This is a genomic window from Nocardioides cremeus (assembly GCF_030518195.1).
Taxonomy (GTDB): Bacteria; Actinomycetota; Actinomycetes; order Propionibacteriales; family Nocardioidaceae; genus Nocardioides; species Nocardioides cremeus.
This window is the reverse complement of sequence record NZ_JAULSC010000007.1, coordinates 129,266-151,466: the sequence shown is the minus strand read 5'-3', so window position 1 is coordinate 151,466 and position 22,201 is coordinate 129,266. Positions and strand designations below refer to the sequence as shown.

At 72.4% G+C, this 22,201-nt stretch carries 23 protein-coding genes and 1 riboswitch; of the genes, 16 read left to right on the top strand and 7 right to left on the bottom strand.

What is annotated here, in order from left to right; all coding sequences use genetic code 11:
- The first annotated feature begins 20 nt into the window (after positions 1 to 20).
- From QWJ41_RS09755 to QWJ41_RS09735, 5 genes are all read left to right on the top strand, one after another.
- Positions 21 to 794, top strand: coding sequence for an isoprenyl transferase (locus QWJ41_RS09755; RefSeq protein WP_302707734.1), 774 nt, complete (start codon positions 21 to 23; stop codon positions 792 to 794).
- A gap of 619 nt (positions 795 to 1,413) precedes the next feature.
- A complete protein-coding gene (gene phoH2 / locus QWJ41_RS09750; RefSeq protein WP_302707733.1) occupies positions 1,414 to 2,751 on the top strand; it encodes an RNA 5'-3' helicase PhoH2 in 1,338 nt (445 codons plus the stop codon).
- A 225-nt stretch (positions 2,752 to 2,976) separates the two neighbouring features.
- Positions 2,977 to 3,639, top strand: coding sequence for an aggregation-promoting factor C-terminal-like domain-containing protein (locus QWJ41_RS09745; RefSeq protein ID WP_302707731.1), 663 nt, complete (start codon positions 2,977 to 2,979; stop codon positions 3,637 to 3,639).
- A 25-nt stretch (positions 3,640 to 3,664) separates the two neighbouring features.
- Complete coding sequence (locus QWJ41_RS09740) at positions 3,665 to 4,126, top strand: acyl-CoA thioesterase (RefSeq protein WP_302707729.1); 462 nt, start codon at positions 3,665 to 3,667, stop codon at positions 4,124 to 4,126.
- Between the two features lie 35 nt (positions 4,127 to 4,161).
- On the top strand, positions 4,162 to 4,650 hold the full coding sequence (locus QWJ41_RS09735) for a hypothetical protein (protein WP_302707727.1): 489 nt from the start codon (positions 4,162 to 4,164) through the stop codon (positions 4,648 to 4,650).
- Positions 4,651 to 4,654: 4 nt separating this feature from the next.
- Here the strand turns inward: QWJ41_RS09735 and QWJ41_RS09730 are convergent, their stop codons facing one another.
- Positions 4,655 to 6,064: a class II fumarate hydratase gene (locus QWJ41_RS09730; RefSeq protein ID WP_302707703.1), complete on the bottom strand. Its 1,410-nt coding sequence runs from the start codon at positions 6,062 to 6,064 to the stop codon at positions 4,655 to 4,657.
- Between the two features lie 88 nt (positions 6,065 to 6,152).
- Between QWJ41_RS09730 and QWJ41_RS09725 the strand changes: the two genes are divergently transcribed.
- Positions 6,153 to 6,719: a hypothetical protein gene (locus QWJ41_RS09725; RefSeq protein ID WP_302707701.1), complete on the top strand. Its 567-nt coding sequence runs from the start codon at positions 6,153 to 6,155 to the stop codon at positions 6,717 to 6,719.
- On the opposite strand, the gene QWJ41_RS09720 is transcribed toward QWJ41_RS09725, so the two are convergent.
- Positions 6,716 to 7,414 carry a spermidine synthase gene (locus tag QWJ41_RS09720; RefSeq protein WP_302707699.1) on the bottom strand — a complete coding sequence of 233 codons (699 nt, stop codon included), beginning with the start codon at positions 7,412 to 7,414 and terminating at the stop codon, positions 6,716 to 6,718. The two genes, QWJ41_RS09725 and QWJ41_RS09720, sit on opposite strands and share 4 nt — an antisense overlap.
- Before the next feature lie 108 nt (positions 7,415 to 7,522).
- Between QWJ41_RS09720 and QWJ41_RS09715 the strand changes: the two genes are divergently transcribed.
- Complete coding sequence (locus QWJ41_RS09715) at positions 7,523 to 7,756, top strand: hypothetical protein (protein WP_302707697.1); 234 nt, start codon at positions 7,523 to 7,525, stop codon at positions 7,754 to 7,756.
- Positions 7,757 to 7,820: 64 nt separating this feature from the next.
- On the opposite strand, the gene QWJ41_RS09710 is transcribed toward QWJ41_RS09715, so the two are convergent.
- Positions 7,821 to 9,506 (bottom strand): fumarate hydratase, encoded by a 1,686-nt coding sequence (locus QWJ41_RS09710; protein WP_302707695.1) that lies wholly within the window; start codon positions 9,504 to 9,506, stop codon positions 7,821 to 7,823.
- Positions 9,507 to 9,550: 44 nt separating this feature from the next.
- Between QWJ41_RS09710 and QWJ41_RS09705 the strand changes: the two genes are divergently transcribed.
- The 9 genes from QWJ41_RS09705 (at position 9,551) to QWJ41_RS09665 (ending at position 17,735) form a co-directional block, all read left to right on the top strand.
- Positions 9,551 to 10,195: a DUF1707 SHOCT-like domain-containing protein gene (locus QWJ41_RS09705; protein WP_302707694.1), complete on the top strand. Its 645-nt coding sequence runs from the start codon at positions 9,551 to 9,553 to the stop codon at positions 10,193 to 10,195.
- 433 nt (positions 10,196 to 10,628) lie between these two features.
- A riboswitch (TPP riboswitch) is annotated at positions 10,629 to 10,738 on the top strand.
- Positions 10,734 to 11,336 carry a thiamine phosphate synthase gene (locus QWJ41_RS09700; protein WP_336623284.1) on the top strand — a complete coding sequence of 201 codons (603 nt, stop codon included), beginning with the start codon at positions 10,734 to 10,736 and terminating at the stop codon, positions 11,334 to 11,336. Its footprint overlaps the riboswitch before it by 5 nt.
- Positions 11,333 to 12,394: an FAD-dependent oxidoreductase gene (locus tag QWJ41_RS09695; protein WP_302707690.1), complete on the top strand. Its 1,062-nt coding sequence runs from the start codon at positions 11,333 to 11,335 to the stop codon at positions 12,392 to 12,394. The genes QWJ41_RS09700 and QWJ41_RS09695 overlap by 4 nt, the downstream gene beginning before the upstream one ends.
- The gene (gene thiS / locus QWJ41_RS09690) at positions 12,391 to 12,585 is read left to right on the top strand and encodes a sulfur carrier protein ThiS (RefSeq protein ID WP_302707688.1); all 195 of its coding nucleotides are present in this window, start codon (positions 12,391 to 12,393) and stop codon (positions 12,583 to 12,585) included. Before QWJ41_RS09695 ends, thiS begins: the two co-directional genes overlap by 4 nt.
- Positions 12,582 to 13,385, top strand: a complete 804-nt coding sequence (locus QWJ41_RS09685) for a thiazole synthase (protein ID WP_302707687.1) — start codon at positions 12,582 to 12,584, stop codon at positions 13,383 to 13,385. The genes thiS and QWJ41_RS09685 overlap by 4 nt, the downstream gene beginning before the upstream one ends.
- Positions 13,382 to 13,987 (top strand): thiamine phosphate synthase, encoded by a 606-nt coding sequence (locus QWJ41_RS09680; RefSeq protein ID WP_302707685.1) that lies wholly within the window; start codon positions 13,382 to 13,384, stop codon positions 13,985 to 13,987. Before QWJ41_RS09685 ends, QWJ41_RS09680 begins: the two co-directional genes overlap by 4 nt.
- A complete protein-coding gene (thiD, locus tag QWJ41_RS09675) occupies positions 13,984 to 14,805 on the top strand; it encodes a bifunctional hydroxymethylpyrimidine kinase/phosphomethylpyrimidine kinase (protein ID WP_302707683.1) in 822 nt (273 codons plus the stop codon). Before QWJ41_RS09680 ends, thiD begins: the two co-directional genes overlap by 4 nt.
- On the top strand, positions 14,802 to 16,484 hold the full coding sequence (gene thiC / locus QWJ41_RS09670) for a phosphomethylpyrimidine synthase ThiC (RefSeq protein ID WP_302707682.1): 1,683 nt from the start codon (positions 14,802 to 14,804) through the stop codon (positions 16,482 to 16,484). The genes thiD and thiC overlap by 4 nt, the downstream gene beginning before the upstream one ends.
- A gap of 171 nt (positions 16,485 to 16,655) precedes the next feature.
- Positions 16,656 to 17,735, top strand: a complete 1,080-nt coding sequence (locus QWJ41_RS09665) for an ABC transporter ATP-binding protein (protein ID WP_302707680.1) — start codon at positions 16,656 to 16,658, stop codon at positions 17,733 to 17,735.
- 72 nt (positions 17,736 to 17,807) lie between these two features.
- Here QWJ41_RS09665 and QWJ41_RS09660 read toward each other — a convergent pair whose 3' ends face one another.
- From QWJ41_RS09660 to QWJ41_RS09645, 4 genes are read right to left on the bottom strand one after another with little or no spacing between them, the layout of a single operon-like run.
- Positions 17,808 to 19,010 (bottom strand): ABC transporter ATP-binding protein, encoded by a 1,203-nt coding sequence (locus QWJ41_RS09660; protein WP_302707679.1) that lies wholly within the window; start codon positions 19,008 to 19,010, stop codon positions 17,808 to 17,810.
- 24 nt (positions 19,011 to 19,034) lie between these two features.
- Positions 19,035 to 19,865, bottom strand: a complete 831-nt coding sequence (locus QWJ41_RS09655) for a carbohydrate ABC transporter permease (RefSeq protein ID WP_302707678.1) — start codon at positions 19,863 to 19,865, stop codon at positions 19,035 to 19,037.
- A gap of 5 nt (positions 19,866 to 19,870) precedes the next feature.
- Positions 19,871 to 20,824 (bottom strand): carbohydrate ABC transporter permease, encoded by a 954-nt coding sequence (locus QWJ41_RS09650; RefSeq protein ID WP_302707676.1) that lies wholly within the window; start codon positions 20,822 to 20,824, stop codon positions 19,871 to 19,873.
- Complete coding sequence (locus QWJ41_RS09645; protein ID WP_302707674.1) at positions 20,821 to 22,149, bottom strand: extracellular solute-binding protein; 1,329 nt, start codon at positions 22,147 to 22,149, stop codon at positions 20,821 to 20,823. The genes QWJ41_RS09650 and QWJ41_RS09645 overlap by 4 nt, the downstream gene beginning before the upstream one ends.
- Between the last annotated feature and the right edge of the window lie 52 nt (positions 22,150 to 22,201).

Sequence of the window (22,201 nt, the reverse complement as noted above, 5' to 3'; positions counted from 1 at the left end):
CCAGGCCTTAGCCTGAGCGGGTGGCGGACTGGAAGCGGGGCGTGCGGCGGGTGCTCTACCCGGCGTACGAGGCTCGGCTGCTGCGTCGACTGCCCGAGAACCTGCCGCGCCACATCGGGGTGATGCTCGACGGCAACCGCCGCTGGGCGCGCGCGGTCGGGCACGACACCGCCCACGGCCACCGGGCCGGGGCGGCCAACATCGAGCCGCTGCTGGGCTGGTGCGACGAGGTCGGCATCGAGGTGGTCACGCTGTGGCTGCTCTCGACCGACAACCTCAACCGCCCCGCCAGCGAGCTGGAGCCGTTGCTGCAGATCATCGCCGACGCCGTCGACTCGCTCGCGGTCCAGCGGCGCTGGCGCCTGCACCCCGTCGGGGCGCTCGACCTGCTGCCCGCCGAGACCGCGGAGCGGCTCAAGGCCGCGCAGGAGGCCACCCGCGACGTCGACGGGATGCTCGTCAACATCGCCGTGCCCTACGGCGGGCGTCGCGAGATCGCCGACGCGGTGCGCTCGCTGCTGCTCGAGCACGCCGAGAAGGGCACCTCGATGGAGGAGCTCGCCGCCGTCGTCGACGTCGACATGATCGGCTCCCACCTCTACACCCGCGGCCAGCCCGACCCCGACCTGGTGATCCGCACCAGCGGCGAGCAGCGCCTCGGCGGCTTCCTGCTCTGGCAGAGCGCGCGCTCGGAGTTCTACTTCTGCGAGGCCTACTGGCCCGACTTCCGCCGCGTCGACTTTCTGCGCGCGATCCGGGCCTACGCCCTGCGCGAGCGCCGCCACGGCACCTGACCCGTCGTTGGTCGAGCAGCGACGAGCGCCAGCGAGGAGCGTCGCCTCCGGTGGTCGAGCAGTGACGAGCGCCAGCGAGGAGCGTCGTCGAGACCCGGTGACCTCCGTGCTCGCCTTACGCCATGGGCTCACGGGGTCTCGGCGTCGCTCGAGCCTTCGGCCCTCGCTGCTCGACCAACGATGGGGCCTTTCGTTGGTCGAGCAGTGACGAGCGCCAGCGAGGAGCGTCGCCGAGACCCGGTGGCTGACGTGCTCGCCGTACGCCATGGGCTCACGGGGTCTCGGCGTCGCTCGAGCCTTCGGCCCTCGCTGCTCGACCAACGATGGGGCCCTCGCTGGGTCGACCGACGCCGGGTGTTCACCGCTCGCTCCACACCCATTCTCGGCGTGTTGCTTCGGTACGCCGCCGCGCAGGCGTACTTTCGTGGCAACGGCGAGTGGGGAAGCTCGCCGCACCTGGAGGCCCGATCGTGAGCACTCACGACTGCACCGCACGGCAGGTTCGCCCCTGGCGCGCGGACGGAGGCGGGCACTCCCGCTGTCGGGTCCCCTCCCGGTCCGAGATCAGGTACTAGGGCCGGGGCGACGAGTGCGCGCCGCGACCCGTGAGGGGTGAACCGTGCCGACCAAGGTCACGTCGCAGCAGCCGCAGTCGCTTCACACCACGCGCACCTACGTCCTCGACACCAGCGTCCTGCTGGCCGACCCGGGGGCGCTCAAGCGCTTCGCGGAGCACGAGGTCGTGCTGCCCGTCGTCGTCATCACCGAGCTCGAGGGCAAGCGCCACCACCCCGAGCTCGGCTACTTCGCCCGAGCCGCGCTGCGCGGTCTCGACGAGCTCCGGGTCAGCCACGGGCGCCTGGACACACCGGTGCCGGTGGGGGAGCAGGGCGGCAGCGTGCGCGTCGAGCTCAACCACACCGACCCGACGGCGCTGCCCTCCGGCTTCCGCCTCGGCGACAACGACACGCGCATCCTCGCGGTGGCCAAGAACCTGGCCGACGAGGGCGCCGACGTCACGCTCGTCTCCAAGGACCTGCCACTGCGCATCAAGGCCTCCGCGGTGGGCCTCGACGCCCAGGAGTACCGCGGCGAGGCGATCTCGGAGTCCGACACCGGCTACTCGGGCATGGCCGAGATCGACGTGCCGGCCGCCGAGATCGACACGCTGTACGACGAGGGCGTGATCGACCTCGACGAGGCGCGAGACCTGCCCTGCCACCAGGGCCTGGTGATGCTCTCGGAGCGCGGGACCGCGCTGGGCCGGGTCGGCCCCGACAAGCGGGTGCACCTGGTGCGGGGCGACCGCGAGGCCTTCGGCATCCACGGCCGCTCGGCCGAGCAGCGGGTCGCCCTCGAGCTGCTGCTGGACCCCGACGTCGGGATCGTGTCGCTGGGCGGGCGCGCCGGCACCGGCAAGTCGGCGATGGCACTGTGCGCCGGGCTGGAGGCGGTCCTCGAGCGTCGCCAGCACCAGAAGGTCGTCGTCTTCAGACCGCTCTTCGCCGTCGGCGGTCAGGAGCTCGGCTACCTGCCCGGCTCGGAGTCGGAGAAGATGTCGCCCTGGGGGCAGGCCGTCTTCGACACGCTCGGCGCGATGACCTCGCGCGAGGTGGTCGACGAGATCCTCGACCGCGGGATGCTCGAGGTGCTGCCGCTGACCCACATCCGCGGGCGCTCGCTGCACGACGCGTTCGTGATCGTCGACGAGGCGCAGTCGCTGGAGCGCAACGTGCTGCTCACGGTGCTCTCGCGCATCGGGGCCAACTCCAAGGTGGTGCTGACCCATGACGTGGCGCAGCGCGACAACCTGCGGGTGGGCCGGCACGACGGCGTGGTGGCGGTGATCGACAAGCTCAAGGGCCACCCGCTCTTCGCGCACGTCACGCTGACCCGTTCCGAGCGCTCGCCCATCGCGGCCCTGGTCACCGAGATGCTGGAGAACGTCACGCTCTGACTCCTGAGACTGCTGTGGCCTCATGGGACAGCAGAGACCGGTGGGGCGCGTCCGGTCGAGACATGCCCCACCGGTCGGCCCGTCCGGTTTGCGTGCGCACGCCGCCTCCTGCACAGTGGCCCGTGATCGTTTCGTGACCTCGTCCTTCCCCCAGCAGGTCACGACGGCCCCCGTCGCTCGCGATGGGCGCCGCGTCCTGTCCTCGAGCATCGCGAGCCATCCCCTGTGTCGAAGAACCCCAAGTACGTCGGCAAGCACGCCGCCCCCAAGACCCACCGTGCCAGCGCCGCGCCCCGCGCTGCCCTGCGCTCCACCGTCGTGATGTCGACGCTGGCGGTCGGGGCGACCGGGGCCGCGGTCACCGGCGGGGTCATGGGTGGCCCGGCCACCACCGCCGGCGCCGAGTCGCCCGCCTCGATCGTGCCGCTGGCCGCCGAGGTCGTCTCGGCGGCCGAGCGCGAGTCGGCGCTGGAGGGCCGCGACGACGCGGTCGTCTCCCGCACCGACCGGCGCGAGAAGGCCGACCCGGCCAAGAAGGCCGCGCTCTCGACCGACGACGGCCAGGCGATGACCCAGTCCGAGCGGCTGGCCGACGCCGACCCGCGCGAGATCGGCCGGGCCCTGCTCGACGACTACGGCTTCTCCGCCGACCAGTTCGGCTGCCTCGACTCCCTGTGGGTCAGCGAGAGCGACTGGGAGGTCGACGCCGACAACCCGACCTCCTCGGCCTACGGCATCCCGCAGGCGCTGACGCAGCTGCACGACCTGCCGGCCGACTACATGACCTCCGCCGAGAGCCAGATCCGCTGGGGCCTGGGCTACATCCAGGACTCCTACGGCTCGCCGTGCAGCGCCTGGTCCTTCAAGCAGGCCAACAACTGGTACTGATCCGCCCGGCTGCGAGGATGCCCGCGTGAGCGACGTCTTCGAGTGCGAGATCCAGGCCCGGCTGCGCGACATCAACCTCGGCGGCCACGTCGACAACGTCGAGGCGATCCGGATCCTCGACGAGGCGCGCATCCTCTTCCACGCCCACGCCGAGCTGCAGCCGCCCGTCGGGCGCCGCCCCGGCCTGCTGGGCGCCCTGCCCGACGGTGTCGTCGAGCTGGTGGGCTCGCAGCGCGTCGACTACCACGCCGAGATGCGCTACGTGGCCTTCCAGCCGTTCCTGCTACGGCTGTGGGTGCAGCGCGTGGGCGGCTCCTCCTTCACCGTGGCCACCGAGATGCGGGTCCGCGCCGACCACGGCCCGGCCCTGGTCGCCGCCACCACGGTGGTGCTGTGGGACCACGCCACGCAGGCGTCGTGGCCGATGAACGACGAGGTGCGCGCTGCCCTGCAGCGCTACGAGGGCGACCCGGTCGCGCTGCGTTGAGCCTCGGGGCCGCGCCGGCGTGAGAGTGTGGCGGCGTGGACGAGAAGCTCGCCGACCTGGCCGCGCAGGGGTACGACGTCGGCAACGACCCCCGCGAACGGGCCCGGCGGCGCCGCCGGCACCGGCTCGCCCTGGTCCTGGGCAGCCTCCTCCTGCTCGCCCTCGGCCTCGGCGGGGTGGTCGGGCTCGACCGGGTGGACCGGCAGCGGGCCGAGGCCGTGCTCCCGGACCTCGCAGCGGCCCTGGACGACCGGGTGGAGGAGGCCGACGCCGGCCGCGGCGGGCCCGCGCCGCTGGCCGAGGTCGCGGACGCCTTCCTCGAGGACCCGCCCGTCGACCTGCCCGACGCGGGCACCTACCTCCTCGCCGACCCGGCCTCGCGCGACGAGCCGCTCTCGGCGTGCGTCGAGCTCGACCCCCGGCTGGGCGCGAGCGGCTACTCCTGCGTGCCGCTCGCCGAGCCCGACGCGGAGCCCACGAGCCCCGTCGGCGGCGTGGCCTTCTTCGTCGTCGGCCCCGAGTAGCCGCTCAGGGGTGGGTCATGCTCTCCACGTCGAGGGCGGCGTCGAGCTGCCCCTCGGTGAGGTCGCCCCGCTCGACGTAGCCCATCGCCAGCACCTGCTCGCGGATGGTGCGGCCCTCGGCCAGCGCCGCCTTGGCGACCTTGGCGGCCTCCTCGTAGCCGATGTGCTTGTTGAGCGGGGTGACCACCGAGGGTGAGGACTCGGCGTAGGTGCGCATCCGCTCGGCGTCGGCGGTGATGCCGTCGACGGTGCGCTCGGCGAGCACCCGCGAGGAGGCGGCCAGCAGCCGCACCGACTCCAGCACGTTGCGGGCGATGACCGGCATCGCGACGTTGAGCTCGAAGGAGCCGCTGGCCCCGGCCGCGGTCACCGCGGCGTCGTTGCCGACGACCTGGAAGCAGACCATCAGCGTCGCCTCGGGCAGCACCGGGTTGACCTTGCCCGGCATGATGCTCGACCCCGGCTGCAGGTCGGGCAGGTGGATCTCGGCCAACCCCGTGGTGGGGCCCGAGGCCATCCAGCGCAGGTCGTTGCAGATCTTGGTCAGGCCGACGGCGTACGTCTTGAGCGCGCCGCTGAGCTCGACGAGCGAGTCGCGGGTGCCCTGCGCCTCGAAGTGGTTGCGGGCCTCGGTGAACGGCTGGCCGGTGCGCTCGCCGAGCACCTCGATCACGCGGGCGGCGAAGCCCGCGGGGGTGTTGATGCCGGTGCCGACGGCGGTGCCGCCCAGGGGCAGCTCCCGGACCCGGGGGAGCACGGCCTCCAGCCGCTCGGCGGCGTAGCGCACGGTGGCGGCGTACCCGCCCATCTCCTGGCCGAGCATCACCGGGGTGGCGTCCATCAGGTGCGTGCGGCCCGACTTCACCAGGCCGGCGAACTCCTCGGCCTTCGCCTCGAGGGAGCCGGCCAGCGTGTCGAGGGCGGGCAGCAGGTCGTCGACGACGGCCAGCGTCGCTGCCACGTGGATGGCGGTGGGGAACGTGTCGTTGCTCGACTGACTGGCGTTGACGTGGTCGTTGGGGTGCACCTCGGTGCCGGCGCGGGCCGCGAGGGAGGCGATCACCTCGTTGGCGTTCATGTTGGACGACGTGCCCGACCCGGTCTGGAAGACGTCGACGGGGAAGGCGTCGTCGTGCTCGCCGGCCGCGACCTCCTGGGCCGCGCGGGTCACGGCCTCGGCCTGGGCAGGCTCCAGGATGCCCAGCTCGCCGTTCACCGTCGCCGCGGCGGCCTTGACCTGGCCGATGGCGTGCACCAGCGCCGGCTCGATCGGGGTGCCGCTGATCGGGAAGTTCTGCACCGCCCGCTGCGTCTGGGCGCGCCACAGCGCGTCGCGGGGCACCTCCACCTCGCCCATCGAGTCGTGCTCGACGCGGACCTCGCGGCCGGCCTGGCTCTCAGCGTGCTCGCTCATGCGGCCACGCTAGCGACTGCCTGAGGGGCGGCGCCTCACCGCTACGGTGGGCCTGCTCGACGCGACCACGGGTGAGGAAGGGCCGACGATGACGCAGTGGCTGGAGGACCTCAGCACGCTCCAGGTGCTGCTGCTCGTGGTGGCCGTGCTGCTCGGCGGCTCGGTGCTGGCGGCGCTCCTGGGCGCACTGCTGGTGCGGATGGGGATGCGGCGGCCGTGGGTGCTGCGGCTGGCCAGCCGGCTGGCGTTCAAGGGCCTCGAGCTGATCAAGCGGCCGCTGACGATCACGGTGCTCGACGAGGTGGCCGCGGTGATGCGCACCGGCCACTACACCAAGAACATCTCCGACGCGCTGATCGAGAACCACGACGAGCTCAAGGCGCTGGTGGCCGAGAAGGTCCGCGAGGACCCCAACGCGCGCCTGGTCTCGCGGCTGCCCGGCTACGACACCATCGTCTCCGAGGTCACCGAGACCACGCTGCGCGTGATGATCGAGATGCTGTCCGACCCGCGCACCGACGAGCTGGTCTCCGACCTGCTGCGCAACAACCTCGAGCAGATCAGGATCGCGGTGCGCCAGCGCGACCACGAACAGCTCGAGGGGCACGACCCGGCCGACCCCGCGCCGCCCGGCGCACCCCGGCCCGGGTCCTAGACCGGGTCCTGGGCCGGGTCCTGGGTCGGGCGGGCGACGTAGAGCAGGTACTGCTCGTCGCGGTCCTGCAGCCGCACGTCGTGGCGGCGTACGTCGACCTCGTCGAAGACCGAGCCCAGCGCCGACTCGAGCTCGGGGGCCTCCGCCGCCGACCACACCACCAGCGCACCACCGGGACGCAGGGCGGCCCGCACGGTGCGCAGGAACGCGCGCTCGTAGAGCCGGGCGTTGCCTTCGTGCACCAGGTAGCCGGGGCCGTTGTCGACGTCGAGCAGCACCAGGTCGTAGGTCTCGGGGCGGGCCTCGGCCATCGCCACCGCGATGTCGGCCGCCACGACGGTGACGCGCTCGTCGGCGAGCAGTGCGGGGCCGTGCGGGACGGTGCCGTCGCGCATCCAGCCGACCAGCGACTCCTCGATCTCGACCACCGCGCACTTCTCGACCCGCGAGTCGGCGAGCACCTCGTGCATCGTGTAGCCCAGCCCGAGCCCGCCGACCACCACAGCCCGTGGCTCGTCCACGACGGCGAGCGCCGCGGAGGCCAGGGCGCGCTCGGTGGCGACCTCGACGGTGTCCATCACGAAGACGCCGTTGACGCGCAGCTCGAGCGCGGCCGGGGCGTTCTCGTCCCGGCGCTCGCTGAGCACCAGTTCTCCGCGCTCGGTCTCGGCCCGGGCGATCTCCACGTGGTCCACGCACGCATCCTGCCCGACCGGGCGGCAGGGTCACGCCCGCCGTGGGGGTGAGGCTGGTCCTGGGACCACCTGGCTAGCGTCGAGGTGACACCCACACGAGGAGGACCTGTGAGCCAGGGCCAGCACGAGCGCGAGCAGGAGCGCAAGCGCGACAAGCAGCGCGACACCGACGAGGCCGGCGAGGCCGAGGGCGGCCAGGTCTCGGAAATCCAGAGCATGGACTCGGCCGGGGAGGAGATCTCCGACGACCAGGCGGTCGCCGGTCAGCCCGACGGCGAGAGCGGGAGGGTCGACGAGGGCCCCACCGGCCCCAACGCCCGCAGCGGCTCCAACGAGAACTGACCCGAGCCGGCTGGTGTGAACCAGCCGGCTCGCGAGTCGGCCGGTTCGAACCGGCCGGCTCGCGCTACTCGGCCGAGCGCACCCGGATGCCGGAGATCGGCACTGTCACCGCGCCACCGGGGTCGGTGAAGAAGTCGTTGCCCTTGTCGTCGACGACGATGAAGGCGGGGAAGTCCTCCACCTCGATCTTCCAGACCGCCTCCATGCCGAGCTCGGGGTACTCCAGCACCTCGACCGACTTGATGCAGTCCTGGGCCAGGCGCGCGGCGGGCCCGCCGATCGAGCCGAGGTAGAAGCCGCCGTGCTCGTCGCACGACTCGGTGACCTGCTTGGAGCGGTTGCCCTTGGCGAGCATCACCATCGAGCCGCCCTCGGCCTGGAAGGACTTCACATAGGAGTCCATCCGGCCAGCGGTGGTCGGCCCGAACGACCCGGACGCGTAGCCCTCGGGAGTCTTGGCCGGGCCGGCGTAGTAGACGGCGTGGTCCTTGAGGTACTCCGGCATGCCCTGGCCGGCGTCGAGACGCTCCTGGATCTTGGCGTGCGCGATGTCGCGGGCCACGACCAGCGGTCCGGTCAGGGAGAGCCGGGTCTTGACCGGGTGCTTAGTGAGCTCGGCCAGGATGTCGGCCATCGGCTGGTTGAGGTCGATGCGCACCACGTCGGCCTCGGCCTGCAGGGCCTCGTCGGTGGTCTCGGGCAGGTAGTGCGCAGGGTCGGTCTCGAGCTGCTCGAGGAAGACGCCCTCGGGGGTGATCTTGCCCAGCGCCTGCCGGTCGGCCGAGCACGAGACGGCGATCGCCACCGGGCACGACGCGCCGTGGCGCGGCAGCCGCACGACCCGCACGTCGTGGCAGAAGTACTTGCCTCCGAACTGGGCGCCGATGCCGAACGACTGGGTCAGCTCGAAGACCTGCTCCTCCAGCTCGAGGTCGCGGAAGCCGTGGGCGTCCATCGAGCCCTCGGTGGGCAGGTTGTCGAGGTAGTGCGCCGAGGCGTACTTGGCGGTCTTGAGCGCGAACTCCGCGCTGGTGCCGCCGATGACCACGGCCAGGTGGTACGGCGGGCAGGCGGCCGTGCCGAGCGAGCGGATCTTCTCGTCGAGGAAGCTCAGCATCCGCTTCGGGTTGAGGATCGCCTTGGTCTCCTGGAACAGGAACGACTTGTTGGCCGACCCGCCGCCCTTGGCCATGAAGAGGAACTTGTACTCGGGCTTCCCCGAGGTCTGGGGCGTGGAGTAGATCTCGATCTGGGCCGGCAGGTTGGTGCCGGTGTTCTTCTCGTCGTACGTCGTCAGCGGCGCGAGCTGCGAGTAGCGCAGGTTGAGCTTGGTGTAGGCCTCGTGGACGCCGCGGCTGATCGCCTCGCCGTCGTCGATGCCGGTCAGCACGCCCTCGGACTTCTTGCCCATCACGATCGCGGTGCCGGTGTCCTGGCACATCGGCAGCACGCCGCCGGCGGAGATGTTGACGTTCTTGAGCAGGTCGGTGGCCACGAACCGGTCGTTGCCCGACGCCTCGGGGTCGTCGATGATCTTGCGCAGCTGGGCCAGGTGGGCCGGGCGCAGGTAGTGGGCGATGTCGTGCATCGCCTCGGCGGTCAGGCGCTGGATCGCCTCCGGGCTGACCTTGAGGAAGGTCTGGCCGTCGACGTCGACGGTCGAGACGCCCTCGGTGGTGACCAACCGGTAGGGCGTGTCGTCCTTGCCGGTGGGCAGCAGGTCGGAGTAACGGAACTCGGCTTCGCTCACGAGCGCCCAGGGTACGCCGCGCGCTCCGGCACTAACCTGCGGGCATGGGAGAGATGGAGGGACGCGCGCCCGACCCGTTGTCGATGCGGGTGTCGCACGCCGACCGGGAGCGGGTCGCGGAGGTGCTGCGCGTCGCGGCCGGCGAGGGCCGGCTCGACCTCGACGAGCTGGAGGAGCGCCTCGACCTCACCTGGGCGGCCAAGACGTACGCCGACCTGGTGCCGATCACGCACGACCTGCAGCCCGCCGTCGAGCCGGCGCCGCACAAACCCGTGCCCCGCCCGGGCGGCACCCCGCCGCCGGCGCCCGAGCACCTGTCGTCGCGCTCGATCATGGGCGAGTGCAAGCGCCAGGGCGTGTGGCGGGTGCCGGCGCAGCACACGGCGTTCGCGTTGATGGGCAGCGTCCTGATCGACCTGCGCGAGGCGGTGCTCGAGAGCCACGAGACCCTGATCCAGGCCAGCGCGGTGATGGGCGAGGTGAAGGTCGTGGTGCCTGCCCACGTGCACGTCGTCGTCGACGGCACGCCGGTGATGGGCGACTACGGCCAGGGCAAGGACAAGGTGCCGGCCGACCTCGGTCCCGACTCGCCCGTCGTACGCGTGCAGGGAGTGGCGGTGATGGGCTCGGTGCAGGTGCAGCGGCTGCCCCCGCCCGGCACGCCGAAGAAGTACCTCGGCACCTACTGAGGCTGCGGCGGCGGCAATCGATCTCCTGCGTGGAGGTGCTTGTGCGGCTGGGCCGGATGCATGGGCACGCTCCCCATGGAGGGGGCATGCGCTCATGTCGAGCCTCGGGTGGCCGGCTGATGCGGGCGCGACGTAGCCGGAAGGACCGAAGGGCCCTTGACCGTCATCCGCTCCGCGGTGCCCCCTGCGTCGTTGGACCCTTCGGTCCTTCTGGCTACGAGAGGCCCCGAAGCGCCCGCTCACGCCGAGATCCGCGCAGCTCAGGGGACTCCGCTCCCGGCCCGTAGTCGAACGGGCACAACGGCATGATCCCTCGGGATGAGGTCCGTCCAAGGCGGGACCCTGATGCCGGATGGCGGGTTGTGCCCGTTTGACTACGATCCACCGACCTTAGGGCCTTGACGTCCCCGCCCACCCTCGCGCTAGGTTCCCTCTCGTCCACCACGGGAGCTCGCGGCAGCGGGCTGAGAGGGAGCTGAGCCGCTCCGACCGTTGAACCTGATCCGGGTAAAGCCGGCGAAGGAAGCGAGGAGCGATGGTGCTGCCACGTCTGTTCTGCCTGGTCGGCCCTGCCGACGACCTGTCCGTCCTGCCCGACCTGGCCCGGCTGGGGGTGCGCGGCTTCCAGGTGCGGGCCAAGCACGAGCTCGTGCCCCTGGGCGACCGTGAGGCCCTCGTCCTCGCGCGCAGCGTGGTCGCGGCGGTGCGCGCGCACGGCGCCACCGTCGTGGTCGACGACCGGGTCGACGTGGCCCTGGCGGCGGGCGCCGACGGGGTGCACCTGGGAGCGCTCGACCTGCCGGTCGCCGACGCGCGCCGGCTGGCGCCGGGCCTGCTCATCGGGGCGACCTGCCGCGACGCCGACGACGTACGCCGCGCCGCCGACGACGGTGCCGACTACGCCGGTCTCGGCCCGGTCTTCGACACCACGAGCAAGCCCGGCCTGCCGGCGGCACTGGGCCTCGAGGCGATCAGTGCCGCGACCGGCACCCTGCCGCTGCTGGCCATCGGTGGCGTCGACGCCGGCCGGGCTCGGCAGGCCCGGGAGGCCGGCGCCCACGGGGTCGCCGTCATCGGTGCCCTGTGGCGACAACCCGACCCGCTGCACGCCGCCCGGGAGCTGCTCGACGCCGTCGCGTGAGCGCGGGAAGCACGGGCGGCACGGGCAGCACGGCCCGGGTCGAGGTGCTCGGGGCCGGGATCGTGGGTCTGGCGGTCGCCGACGAGCTGTGCCGGCGCGGGCACGACGTGCGCGTCGTCGACCCCGCACCTGCACGCGGCGCCTCGTGGGCCGCAGCCGGGATGCTGAGCCCCGCCGCCGAGGTCTCGCACGACGAGCCGGCGCTGCTCGACCTCGGCCGCCGCAGCCAGGCGCTGTGGCCGCGGTGGGCGGCCCGGCTGGGCCTGGCGACCTCGACGACCGGCACGCTGCTGGTCGGGCGCGACGCCGCCGACCTGCAGGAGGTCGACCGCCAGGTCGCGCTGGTGCGCCGGCTGGGCGGCCGTGTCGAGGAGCTCGACGCCCGCGGCGTCCGTGACCTCGAGCCCGGTCTCGCCGGCCGGGTGCTGGGGGGCGCGCTGCTGCCCGACGACCACAGCATCGACCCCCGCCTGGTCCTGGCCGCCCTGCTCGAGCGGGTGCCGGTGCAGCCCGAGCCCGTGCCGCCCGGCTGGGCCGAGGTCACGGTGCTCGCCACCGGCTCGACGCCGCCGGCGGCGTACGTCGACCGGGCGGGACTGCCGCCCGGCCTCGTGCGCGGCGTGCGCGGCGAGGTCCTGCGGGCGCGCACTGACGACCCGCCCAGCCGCACGGTGCGGGGCTGGGCGCGCGGACGAGCCGCCTACGTGGTGCCCCGGGCGGGCGGCCAGGTCGTCGTGGGCGCCACCAGCGAGGAGCACGACGCGCCACCGGTGGTCACCCTCGGCGGGCTGCACGCGCTGCTCGAGGCCGCCCGCGAGCTGCTGCCCGGCCTCGACCGCGCCGAGCTGGTCGAGGCGCTGGCCCGCGACCGGCCGGGCACCGTCGACGGGCTGCCGCTCGTCGGCCCCACCCGCGACCCCGCGCTGGTCATGGCCACCGGCCACTTCCGCCACGGCGTGCTGCTGGCGCCGCTGACCGCCGAGCTGGTCGCCGACCACCTCGACACCGGCCGGGTCGACCCGGCCACCGACCCCCGACGACTCCTGGAGACCCGATGAGACCCACCGAGCAGATCCTGCTCAACGGGCGGCCGGCGCCGCTCGTCGAGACCGTGCGCGACCTCGTGCCCGACCCCGACGGCCGCGCGGTCGCCGTCAACGGCGACGTGGTGCCGCGCGCCGAGCACGCCTCGCGCCGGCTGCACGCCGGCGACGTCGTCGACGTGGTGACGGCGGTGCAGGGCGGATGAGCGGCGTGACGACCAGCCAGCTGACGACCAGCGGGCTGCCCGCCCTGCGGGTGGCGGGGGAGGAGCTCTCCTCACGCCTCTTCCTGGGCACGGGCGGGCTGCCGAACCTGTCCCTGCTGCCCGCCGTCCTCGAGGCCGCCGACCCGGCGCTGGTGACGGTCTCGGTGCGCCGCACCTCGAGCACCGGGGCCGGTGGCCTCCTCGACCTGCTGCGCCGAGCCGGCGTGCGGCTGCTGCCCAACACCGCCGGCTGCACCTCGGCGCGCGAGGCGGTGCTGACCGCCCGCCTGGCCCGCGAGGCCCTCGGCACGTCGTGGGTCAAGCTCGAGGTGATCGGTGACGAGACGAGCCTGATGCCCGACGTCGTCGAGCTCCTCGACGCGGCCGCCACGCTGGTGCGTGACGGCTTCACCGTGCTGCCCTACACGACCGCCGACCCGGTGCTCGCCCGCCGGCTCGAGGACGTCGGCTGCGCCGCGGTGATGCCGCTGGGCTCCCCGATCGGCTCGGGGCTGGGCGTCCTCGACCCGTACGCCGTGGAGGCCGTCGTCGCCGCCGTCGACGTGCCCGTCGTGCTCGACGCCGGGGTCGGCACCGCCAGCGACGCCGCCCTGGCCATCGAGCTGGGCTGCGCGGCGGTGCTCGCCGCGAGCGCGGTCACCCGGGCCGAGGACCCGGTGGCGATGGCCGGCGCGCTGGCCCGTGCCGTCGAGGCCGGCGCACTGGCCCGCGCCGCGGGCCGGATCCCGCGCCGTGCCGTGGCCCGCGCCTCGAGCCCGACCGCCGGGAGGATCGCGTGAACGCGCCGCCCCCGCCGATGCCCCCGCCGCTGCCCAGGCTGCTGCTGCTCACCGACCGGGCCCAGCTCGCCAAGGGCCGCGGACTCAGCGCCACGGTCGTCGAGTGTGCGGCCGCCGGTCTCGAGGCCGTGCTCGTGCGTGAGCACGACCTCGAAGCCCGGGCCCACGCCGCCCTCGTCGAGACGCTGCTCGCGGTGCCGGGCCTCACGGTCCTCACCTCCCGCCGGCCCCATCCCGCGGCCCACGGGCACCACCTGGCCGCCCACCAGCCCGCGCCCAGCGGCGGGCGCTTCGGACGCTCCTGCCACGACGCGGGCGAGCTGGCCCGGGCCGGAGCCGAGGGAGCGGCGTGGACCACCCTCTCGCCGTACGCCGCCACCGCGAGCAAGCCCGGCCACGGACCGCCGGTCGACCCGGCGCTGGCGCGGCTGCCCGGCGCGCCGCCCGTCTGGGCGCTGGGCGGCATCGACGCCACGAACGCCGCCGACGCGCTGCGCCACGGCGCCGCCGGGGTGGCGGTGATGGGCGTGGTGATGCGCGCCCGCGACCCGGCCGCGCAGGTCGCCGACCTGCTGGCGGCCCTCGACGAGGAGGAGCGATGACACCCGCGCACGCGACCCCGCCGGTGGTGCTCAGCATCGCCGGCACCGACTCGGGCGGCGCCGCCGGCGCCGCGGCCGACCTGACCACCTTCGCCGCCCTCGGCACCCACGGGGCCTGCGTCATCACTGCGGTGACCGCCCAGGACACCACCGGGGTGCGTGACGTGCACCCGGTGCCCCTGGCCAGCGTCGCCGCCCAGCTCGACGCGGTGCTCGAGGACCTGCCGGTGGCCGCCGCCAAGACCGGGATGCTCGGCAGCGCCGAGGTGGTCCGCCTGGTCGCCGAGCGGCTCGGCGGGGGCCGGCTGGTCGTTGACCCGGTGCTGGTCGCCACCAGCGGCGCGGTGCTCGGCGGCGCCGACGTGGCGCGTGCCTACGTCGAGCACCTGCTGCCGGTGGCCGCCGTGGCGACCCCCAACGCCGACGAGGCCGCCGCCCTGCTCGGGCGCGACGGGCCGCCGTGCGACCTCGCGGCCGCACTGGCCGACCTCGGCTGCGCCGTCGTGGTGACCGGCGGACCCGACGCCGACACCGCGGGGGAGACCTGCACCGACTGGCTCGCGCTGCCGGGCCGGGCCGCCCGCGCCCTGCGGCACCCCGCGCTGGCCACCACCAACGACCACGGCACGGGGTGCACCTTCAGCGCCGCCCTGGCCGCCGGCCTGGCGCACGACCCCGGCGACCTCGAGGCCGCCGTCGCCCGGGCCGGCGCCCACACCCTCGCCGCGCTGCACCGCAGCCGGCACTGGCAGCTGGGCCGCGGTCGCGGCCCGGTCGCCCACACGACCCCCGACCAGACCCAAGGAGACCCCCGATGACCCAGCAGCCCGTACACCCCGCCCACTCCCGCGTGCTCGTCGACCACGACGACGTGCAGGTCCCGGTCACCCGGGTCGCCCTGACCAACGGCGAGACCTTCGACCGCTACTGCACCACCGGGCCGGGCAGCGACCCCGCGGTCGGGCTGCCCGCCCTGCGCGAGCCCTGGATCGCGCAGCGCTGCGACTCCACGGCGTACGACGGCAGGCGCGCCGACCCGCTCGACGACGGCCGCGGCGCGGCCCGCCGCGGCGGCACCCGCCAGGCCTGGACCGGCCCGCGTCGGGACCCCCGCCGCGCCACCAGCGGCGCGGTCACCCAGATGGCCTATGCCCGCCGCGGCGTGGTGACCGAGGAGATGCGCTACGCCGCTGCCCGCGAGGGCTGCGACGTCGAGCTGGTGCGCAGCGAGGTGGCCGCCGGCCGGGCGATCATCCCCGCCAACCTCAACCACCCCGAGGCCGAGCCGATGGTCATCGGCAAGCGGTTCCTGGTGAAGATCAACGCCAACATCGGCAACAGCGCCGTCACCTCGAGCATCGACGAGGAGGTCGAGAAGCTGACCTGGGCCACCACCTGGGGCGCCGACACCGTCATGGACCTCTCCACCGGCGACGACATCCACACCACGCGGGAGTGGATCCTGCGCAACTCCGCGGTCCCGATCGGCACCGTGCCCATCTACCAGGCGCTGGAGAAGGTCGACGGCGAGGCCGACCGGCTGACGTGGGAGGTCTACCGCGACACGGTGGTCGAGCAGGCCGAGCAGGGCGTCGACTACATGACCGTGCACGCCGGGGTGCTGCTGCGCCACGTGCCGCTGACCGTCGACCGGGTCACCGGCATCGTCTCGCGCGGCGGGTCGATCATGGCCGGCTGGTGCCTGGCCCACCACGAGGAGAACTTCCTCTACACCCACTTCGACGAGCTCTGCGAGATCTTCGCGGCGTACGACGTCGCGTTCAGCCTCGGCGACGGGCTGCGCCCGGGCAGCGTGGCCGACGCCGACGACGAGGCCCAGCTGGCCGAGCTGCGCACCCTCGGCGAGCTGACGCTGCGGGCCTGGGAGCACGACGTGCAGGTGATGGTCGAGGGTCCCGGGCACGTGCCGCTGCACCTGGTGGAGGAGAACGTGGTCCTGCAGCAGGACTGGTGCCACGGCGCGCCGTTCTACACCCTGGGCCCGCTGGCCACCGACGTCGCGCCCGGCTACGACCACATCACCAGCGCCATCGGGGCCGCCGCGATCGCGATGCACGGCACCGCGATGCTCTGCTACGTCACGCCCAAGGAGCACCTGGGCCTCCCCGACCGCGACGACGTCAAGACCGGGGTGATCACCTACAAGCTCGCCGCGCACGCCGCCGACGTGGCCAAGGGGCACCCCGGCGCCCGGGCCTGGGACGACGCGCTGTCCAAGGCGCGCTTCGAGTTCCGCTGGCACGACCAGTTCGCGCTCTCCCTCGACCCGCCCACCGCGCAGTCGATGCACGACGAGACGCTGCCGGCCGAGGCCGCCAAGACCGCCCACTTCTGCTCGATGTGCGGCCCGAAGTTCTGCTCGATGCGGATAAGTCAGGACGTGCGCGACCGGTTCCGGGAGAAGTCGCGCGAGTTCGTCGAGCTCGGTTCCTCGGTGTACGTCGACCCCTCGGCCACGGCGACGGCGGCGCGGTAGTGCCCACTCGGGCAGGCCCGCCTCCTGGGCCTGCCCGACCTGCGGGCCCGGGCTGCCCGAGCGGTGGGACCTGTGGGCAACCGGGCAGCGGCACCCTAGAGTGACTCGTGTCACTTCACGACGGATCGTCCGGCACGTACCTGCCGGTGAAGGAACGAGGAGAAGCAACTCATGGCAACTGTGTCATTCCAGAAGGCTCAGCGCTGGTATCCCGGCTCTGACACCCCCGCCGTCCCCGGCATCGACCTGGACATCAAGGACGGCGAGTTCATGGTCCTGGTCGGCCCGTCCGGCTGCGGCAAGTCCACGACCCTGCGGATGCTCGCCGGGCTCGAGGAGGTCAACGAGGGCCACATCTACATCGGTGACCGCGACATCACGCACCTGCCGCCCAAGGACCGCGACATCGCGATGGTCTTCCAGAACTACGCGCTGTACCCGCACATGAGCGTCGCCGAGAACATGGGGTTCTCGCTGAAGATGGCCAAGGTGCCCACCGACGAGCGGAACAAGCGCGTCGAGGAGGCCGCGGCGATGCTCGGGCTCACCGAGTTCCTCGAGCGCAAGCCGAAGGCGCTCTCGGGCGGCCAGCGCCAGCGCGTGGCCATGGGCCGCGCGATCGTGCGCCAGCCGCAAGTCTTCTGCATGGACGAGCCGCTGTCGAACCTCGACGCCAAGATGCGCGTGCAGACCCGCACCGACATCGCCAAGCTCCAGGCCGACCTGGGCATCACCACCGTCTACGTCACCCACGACCAGGTCGAGGCGATGACGATGGGCGACCGGGTCGCAGTGATGAAGCTCGGCGAGCTGCAGCAGGTCGCGACCCCGCTGGAGCTCTACGACAAGCCCGCCAACCTGTTCGTGGCCGGGTTCATCGGCTCGCCGCAGATGAACCTGATGGAGGCCGTGGCCAAGGACGGCCGGGCCAACATCGGCGGCTACGAGGTGCCGGTCGACCCCGCGGCCGAGCGCAAGATGGAGGGCGCCATCACCGTCGGCGTACGCCCGGAGGCCTGGCGCGTGGTGGGACCCGGTGAGGGCCTGCCGATCAAGGTGACGGTCGTCGAGGAGCTCGGCGCCGACAACTACATCTACGGCACCTCCGACGTCGAGGGCGTGCCCAGCACCGTGATCGTGCGCGTCCACGGCCGCAACCACGCACGCAAGGGCGAGATCATGCACGTGACCACCGACCCGCACCACGTGCACGTCTTCGACACCAAGAGCGGCGCGCGCCTCAGCGACTGAGCCGCCCCTGCCACACGCCGAGCCGGCGCCACTTCCTGCGGAAGTGGCGCCGGCTCGTGCGTTGCGTCGTGCTCAGCCCGCGGTGACCAGGGCATGGTCGGGGATCTCGCCGGCGTGCTCGCGGTCGACGGTGAGGTTCTCGCCGGTGGCGGGGTCGAAGAGGTGCATCTTGGTGGCGTCGACGTAGATCTCGGCCTTGTCGCCCTCCTTGATCCGGCTCGAGCCGTCGAGCGAGACCACGAGCTGGGTGCGCAGCCCCTCGCCCTCGAGGTCGGCCTCGAGCTCGCGCATCTTGGCCTCGACCTCCGGCGGTGCCTCGAAGGGGATGTAGGCGTAGGTCTCGTTGCCGAGCCACTCCACGAAGTCGATGTCGGCGGTGAAGGTGGAGTCGGAGCCCACCTTGTCGGCGATCTGGGCGTCCTCGAAGAACTCCGGGCGGATGCCGGCCATCAGCACGCCCTTGCCCTGCGCCCGCTCGGCCTTCTCCTCCGGGATCTGCACGGTCCCGAAGGGCAGGGTCACCGTGGTGCCGTCGACCTCCGCGGGCAGGAAGTTCATCGGCGGGGAGCCGATGAAGCCGGCGACGAAGAGGTTGCCGGGGTTCTCGTAGAGCTCGCGCGGGGTGGCCAGCTGCTGCAGGTAGCCGCGCTTGAGCACCGCCACCCGGTCACCGAGGGTCATCGCCTCGGTCTGGTCGTGGGTGACGTAGACCGTGGTGATGCCCAGGCGCTTCTGCAGCCGGGCGATCTCGGTGCGCATCTGCCCGCGCAGCTTGGCGTCGAGGTTCGAGAGCGGCTCGTCGAAGAGGAACGCGTCGGCCTCGCGCACGATCGCGCGGCCCATCGCGACCCGCTGGCGCTGGCCGCCCGACAGGTTGCCCGGCTTGCGCTCCAGGTGCTCGTCGAGCTCGAGGGTCTTGGAGGCATTGCGGACCTTCTCGTCGACCTCCTGGTCGGGCGCCCCGGCCAGCCGGAGCGGGAACGCGATGTTCTCGTAGACCGACAGGTGCGGGTAGAGCGCGTAGTTCTGGAAGACCATCGCCAGGTTGCGGTCGCGCGGGGCCAGGTCGTTGACCTTGCGGTCCCCGATCATCATGTCGCCGGAGGTGATGTCCTCCAGTCCCACGATCATCCGCAGCAGCGTCGACTTCCCGCAGCCCGAGGGGCCGACCAGGATGACGAACTCGCCGTCGGCGATGTCGATGGAGACGTCGTTGACGGCAGCGAAGCCGTCTCCGTACTTCTTGACGATGTTCTTGAGCGTGATGGCGGCCATCGGACCTGCCTTTCTGTGTCTGACTCAGCCCTTGACGGCGCCGGAGGTCAGACCGGCGACGATCTTGCGTTGGAAGACGAGCACGATGAGCACGATCGGGATCGTGGCCACCACGGCCGCGGCGGCCAGGAGGCCGGCGGGACGCTGGAACGGGTCGGGACCCACGAAGAACGACAGCGCCGCCGGGATCGGGCGCGCGTTCTCGGTGGAGGTGAGGGTGATGCCGAAGACGAAGTCGTTCCAGGCGAAGAAGAACGTCAGGATCGCGGCGGTGAAGACGCCGGGCGCGGCCAGCGGCACGATCACCTTGCGGAACGCCTGCCACGACGTGGCGCCGTCGACCTGGGCGGCTTGCTCCATCTCCCACGGGATCTCGCGGAAGAACGCCGAGAGCGTCCAGATCGCCAGCGGCAGCGTGAACGACATGTACGGCAGGATCAGCCCGGGCCAGGTGTCGTAGAGCCCGATCGTGCGCCACAGGTCGAAGAGCGGGCTGACCAGCGAGACGACCGGGAACATCGCGATCGCCAGCGCGGTGGTGAGCACCAGCTTCTTGCCCTTGAACTCCAGGCGCGCAATGGCGTACGCCGCCAGGGTCGCGATCATCACCGACAGCAGGGTCGCGATCAGGCTGATGCCGATCGAGTTGATGATGGCGCGACGGAACTGGTCGTCGGCCAGCACGTCGGCGTAGTTGGCGAAGCCGGTGAAGGAGTCCAGCGGCAGGAATCCGGGGTCGGTGCCGCCGGAGACAGCCGCCTGGCTCTTGAAGGACAGCGAGATGATCCACACGACGGGGAGCAGGCACCACACCAGCACCGCTCCGACGCCGGCGACCAGTCCGATCTTCCTCATCGAGATCACTCCCCTCGGGCCTGGGCGAGGTCGACCTTGAACATCTTGACGATGAGGAAGGCCACCAGCAGCACGGACAGGAACAGCAGGACCGCCAGCGCCGAGCCCATGCCGAGCTGGAACTGCTCGATGCTCTGGCGGTAGGTCAGGAACGAGATCGACTCGGTGCCCTGGGCGCCGGCGGTCATCACGAAGATGTTGTCGAAGATCCGGTAGGCGTCGAGCGCCCGGAACAGCACCGCGACCATGATCGCGGCCTTCATGTTGGGCAGGATCACCTTCCACAGCCGCTGCCACCAGGTGGCGCCGTCGACCTTGGCGGCCTCGACCATGTCCTCCGAGACCTGCGCCAGGCCGGCCAGCAGCAGCAGCGACATGAACGGCGTGGTCTTCCAGATCTCCGAGACCATGATCGCGATCACCGCGGGCACCGGGTCGCCGAACCAGTTGAAGTCGTCCTCGATGAACGGCAGCCAGCCGTTGACGAAGCCGTTCTGGTAGGTGAAGGCGAACTGCCAGGCGAAGCCCGAGACCACGGTGATGATGCCGTAGGGGATCAGGATCGAGGTGCGGATCAGGCCGCGGGCGAAGATCACGCGGTGCATCACCAGCGCGAACGCGAAGCCGATCACCAGCTCGATGGCCACCGTGACGACCATGTAGAGCACGGTCACGCCGATGTCGCGCCAGAAGAGCGTGTCGGTCAGCGCCGTGAGGTAGTTGGACAGCCCGATGAACTGCCGGTCCTCGGGCGCGGTCAGCGAGTAGTTGTAGAGCGAGAGGTAGAGCGCCCGCATGATCGGGAAGGCGGTGACCACGAGCATCACCACCACCGCCGGGGCGACCAGGCGCTGGCCCAGCCGGTTCTCGTGGCGGGCCCGGTCGCTGACCTCGGGAGGAGCGGACTTGGGGCCCTTGCCGGCGTCGGTGGCCGGTGTGGCGACGGTCGCGGAGGTCACAGCAGCGCCTTCCCTTCCAGCACGGCCTGCAGGTACTCCTGCGACCTCTCGGGCGTGGTCTCGGGGTCGACCTCGCTGGGCGGGTGCCAGCGGGACTGGATGGCCCCGGAGATGGTGGCGTAGAAGGCGCTCTTGGGGCGCGGCCCGCCCTCGTCGACGCTGGTGCGGAACAGGTCGAGCAGGTCGGGCGGGTAGGCCTTCGCCAGCTCGTCGGCGTCGTACGCCGACTGGGTCGCGGGCATCAGGCCGTCGGTGACCGCGAGCTCGACCTGGTTCTCCACCGAGGTGATGCAGGCGGCGGCCTCGCGGGCGAAGTCGGGGTGGTCGGTGAACGCGCCGACGCCGATGTCGATGCCGCCCACCGGGGGAGCGGACTCCTGGCCGTCGACGGTGCGCGGGTAGCGCGCCCAGCCCAGGTCGTCGAACTGCTCCTTGGTGTAGTCGTTGGCGTCGCCGGGCTCGAAGTTCTTGTAGACGAACGTCCAGTTGACCATGAAGGCGCCGGGGCCGTCGCCGAACATGTAGGCCAGCGCGGTGCCCTCGTTGGAGACCGAGAGGTCGGCCTGGGCGGCGGGGGAGGAGGCGAGCTCGTCGACCACCCGGGCCGCCTCGCGCGCGGCGTCGGAGTCGAGGGCGACCTCGGCGTCGACCCCGGCCTCGGGGTTCTCCAGGATGGCGCCGCCGGCACCCTCGATCATCGCGTTGATCCACACCACGTAGGCCTCGTACTTGTTGGCCTGCACGCCGACCGTGGCGCCGTCGACCGACGAGGCCGCCTCGACGACCTGCGACCAGGTGACCGGCTGGCTCATGTCGAGCCCGGCCTCCTGGGCCAGCGACTTGCGGTACCAGAGCACCTGGGTGTTGGCCCACAGCGGCGAGGCGTAGATCTTGTCCTCCCAGCGCACCGTCTCGGCGATGCCCTCGAGGGTGTCGTCGGTGACGGTGTCGCCGGGCAGCTCGAGCAACCAGCCGGCGTTGGCGAACTCGGGCACGAAGACCGGGTCGAGGTTCATCAGGTCGGTCTGGCTGTCCTCGGCGGCCAGGCGCCGAGCCAGCTGGACGCGCTGGTCGGTGGCGCTGGTGGGCAGCAGCCGGGTCTGGATGTCGTACTCGTCGGTGCTGCACTGCTCGGCGAAGACCTCGAAGGTCGCCTGGCCGTCCGGGTTGAGGTACCACGTCAGCGTGGGCTTGCCCTCGGAGCCGCAGGCGGCCAGCAGGCCGGCCGACAGCGCCAGGGCGGCGGCGGTCGCCAGGCCGCGCCGGCGGCGTACGCCGCGCGGTCGCCGTCGCGACGACGGCGGGGGTGGGCTCTCCTGCGGCATGTGTCCTCCCGGTGGTACGGCTGGGACCACAGGTCTAACGCTGGGTAAAGAG

Bases quoted from the DNA above. Each gene is read 5' to 3' on its own strand.
- QWJ41_RS09705 (WP_302707694.1), top strand. From the start codon at position 9,551: ATGGGAGAGATGGAGGGACGCGCGCCCGACCCGTTGTCGATGCGGGTG.
- QWJ41_RS09660 (WP_302707679.1), bottom strand. From the start codon at position 19,010: ATGGCCGCCATCACGCTCAAGAACATCGTCAAGAAGTACGGAGACGGC.
- QWJ41_RS09665 (WP_302707680.1), top strand. From the start codon at position 16,656: ATGGCAACTGTGTCATTCCAGAAGGCTCAGCGCTGGTATCCCGGCTCT.
- QWJ41_RS09685 (WP_302707687.1), top strand. From the start codon at position 12,582: ATGAGCGGCGTGACGACCAGCCAGCTGACGACCAGCGGGCTGCCCGCC.
- QWJ41_RS09730 (WP_302707703.1), bottom strand. From the start codon at position 6,064: ATGAGCGAGCACGCTGAGAGCCAGGCCGGCCGCGAGGTCCGCGTCGAG.
- thiC (WP_302707682.1), top strand. From the start codon at position 14,802: ATGACCCAGCAGCCCGTACACCCCGCCCACTCCCGCGTGCTCGTCGAC.
- QWJ41_RS09645 (WP_302707674.1), bottom strand. From the start codon at position 22,149: ATGCCGCAGGAGAGCCCACCCCCGCCGTCGTCGCGACGGCGACCGCGC.
- thiS (WP_302707688.1), top strand. From the start codon at position 12,391: ATGAGACCCACCGAGCAGATCCTGCTCAACGGGCGGCCGGCGCCGCTC.
- QWJ41_RS09655 (WP_302707678.1), bottom strand. From the start codon at position 19,865: ATGAGGAAGATCGGACTGGTCGCCGGCGTCGGAGCGGTGCTGGTGTGG.
- thiD (WP_302707683.1), top strand. From the start codon at position 13,984: ATGACACCCGCGCACGCGACCCCGCCGGTGGTGCTCAGCATCGCCGGC.
- QWJ41_RS09725 (WP_302707701.1), top strand. From the start codon at position 6,153: ATGACGCAGTGGCTGGAGGACCTCAGCACGCTCCAGGTGCTGCTGCTC.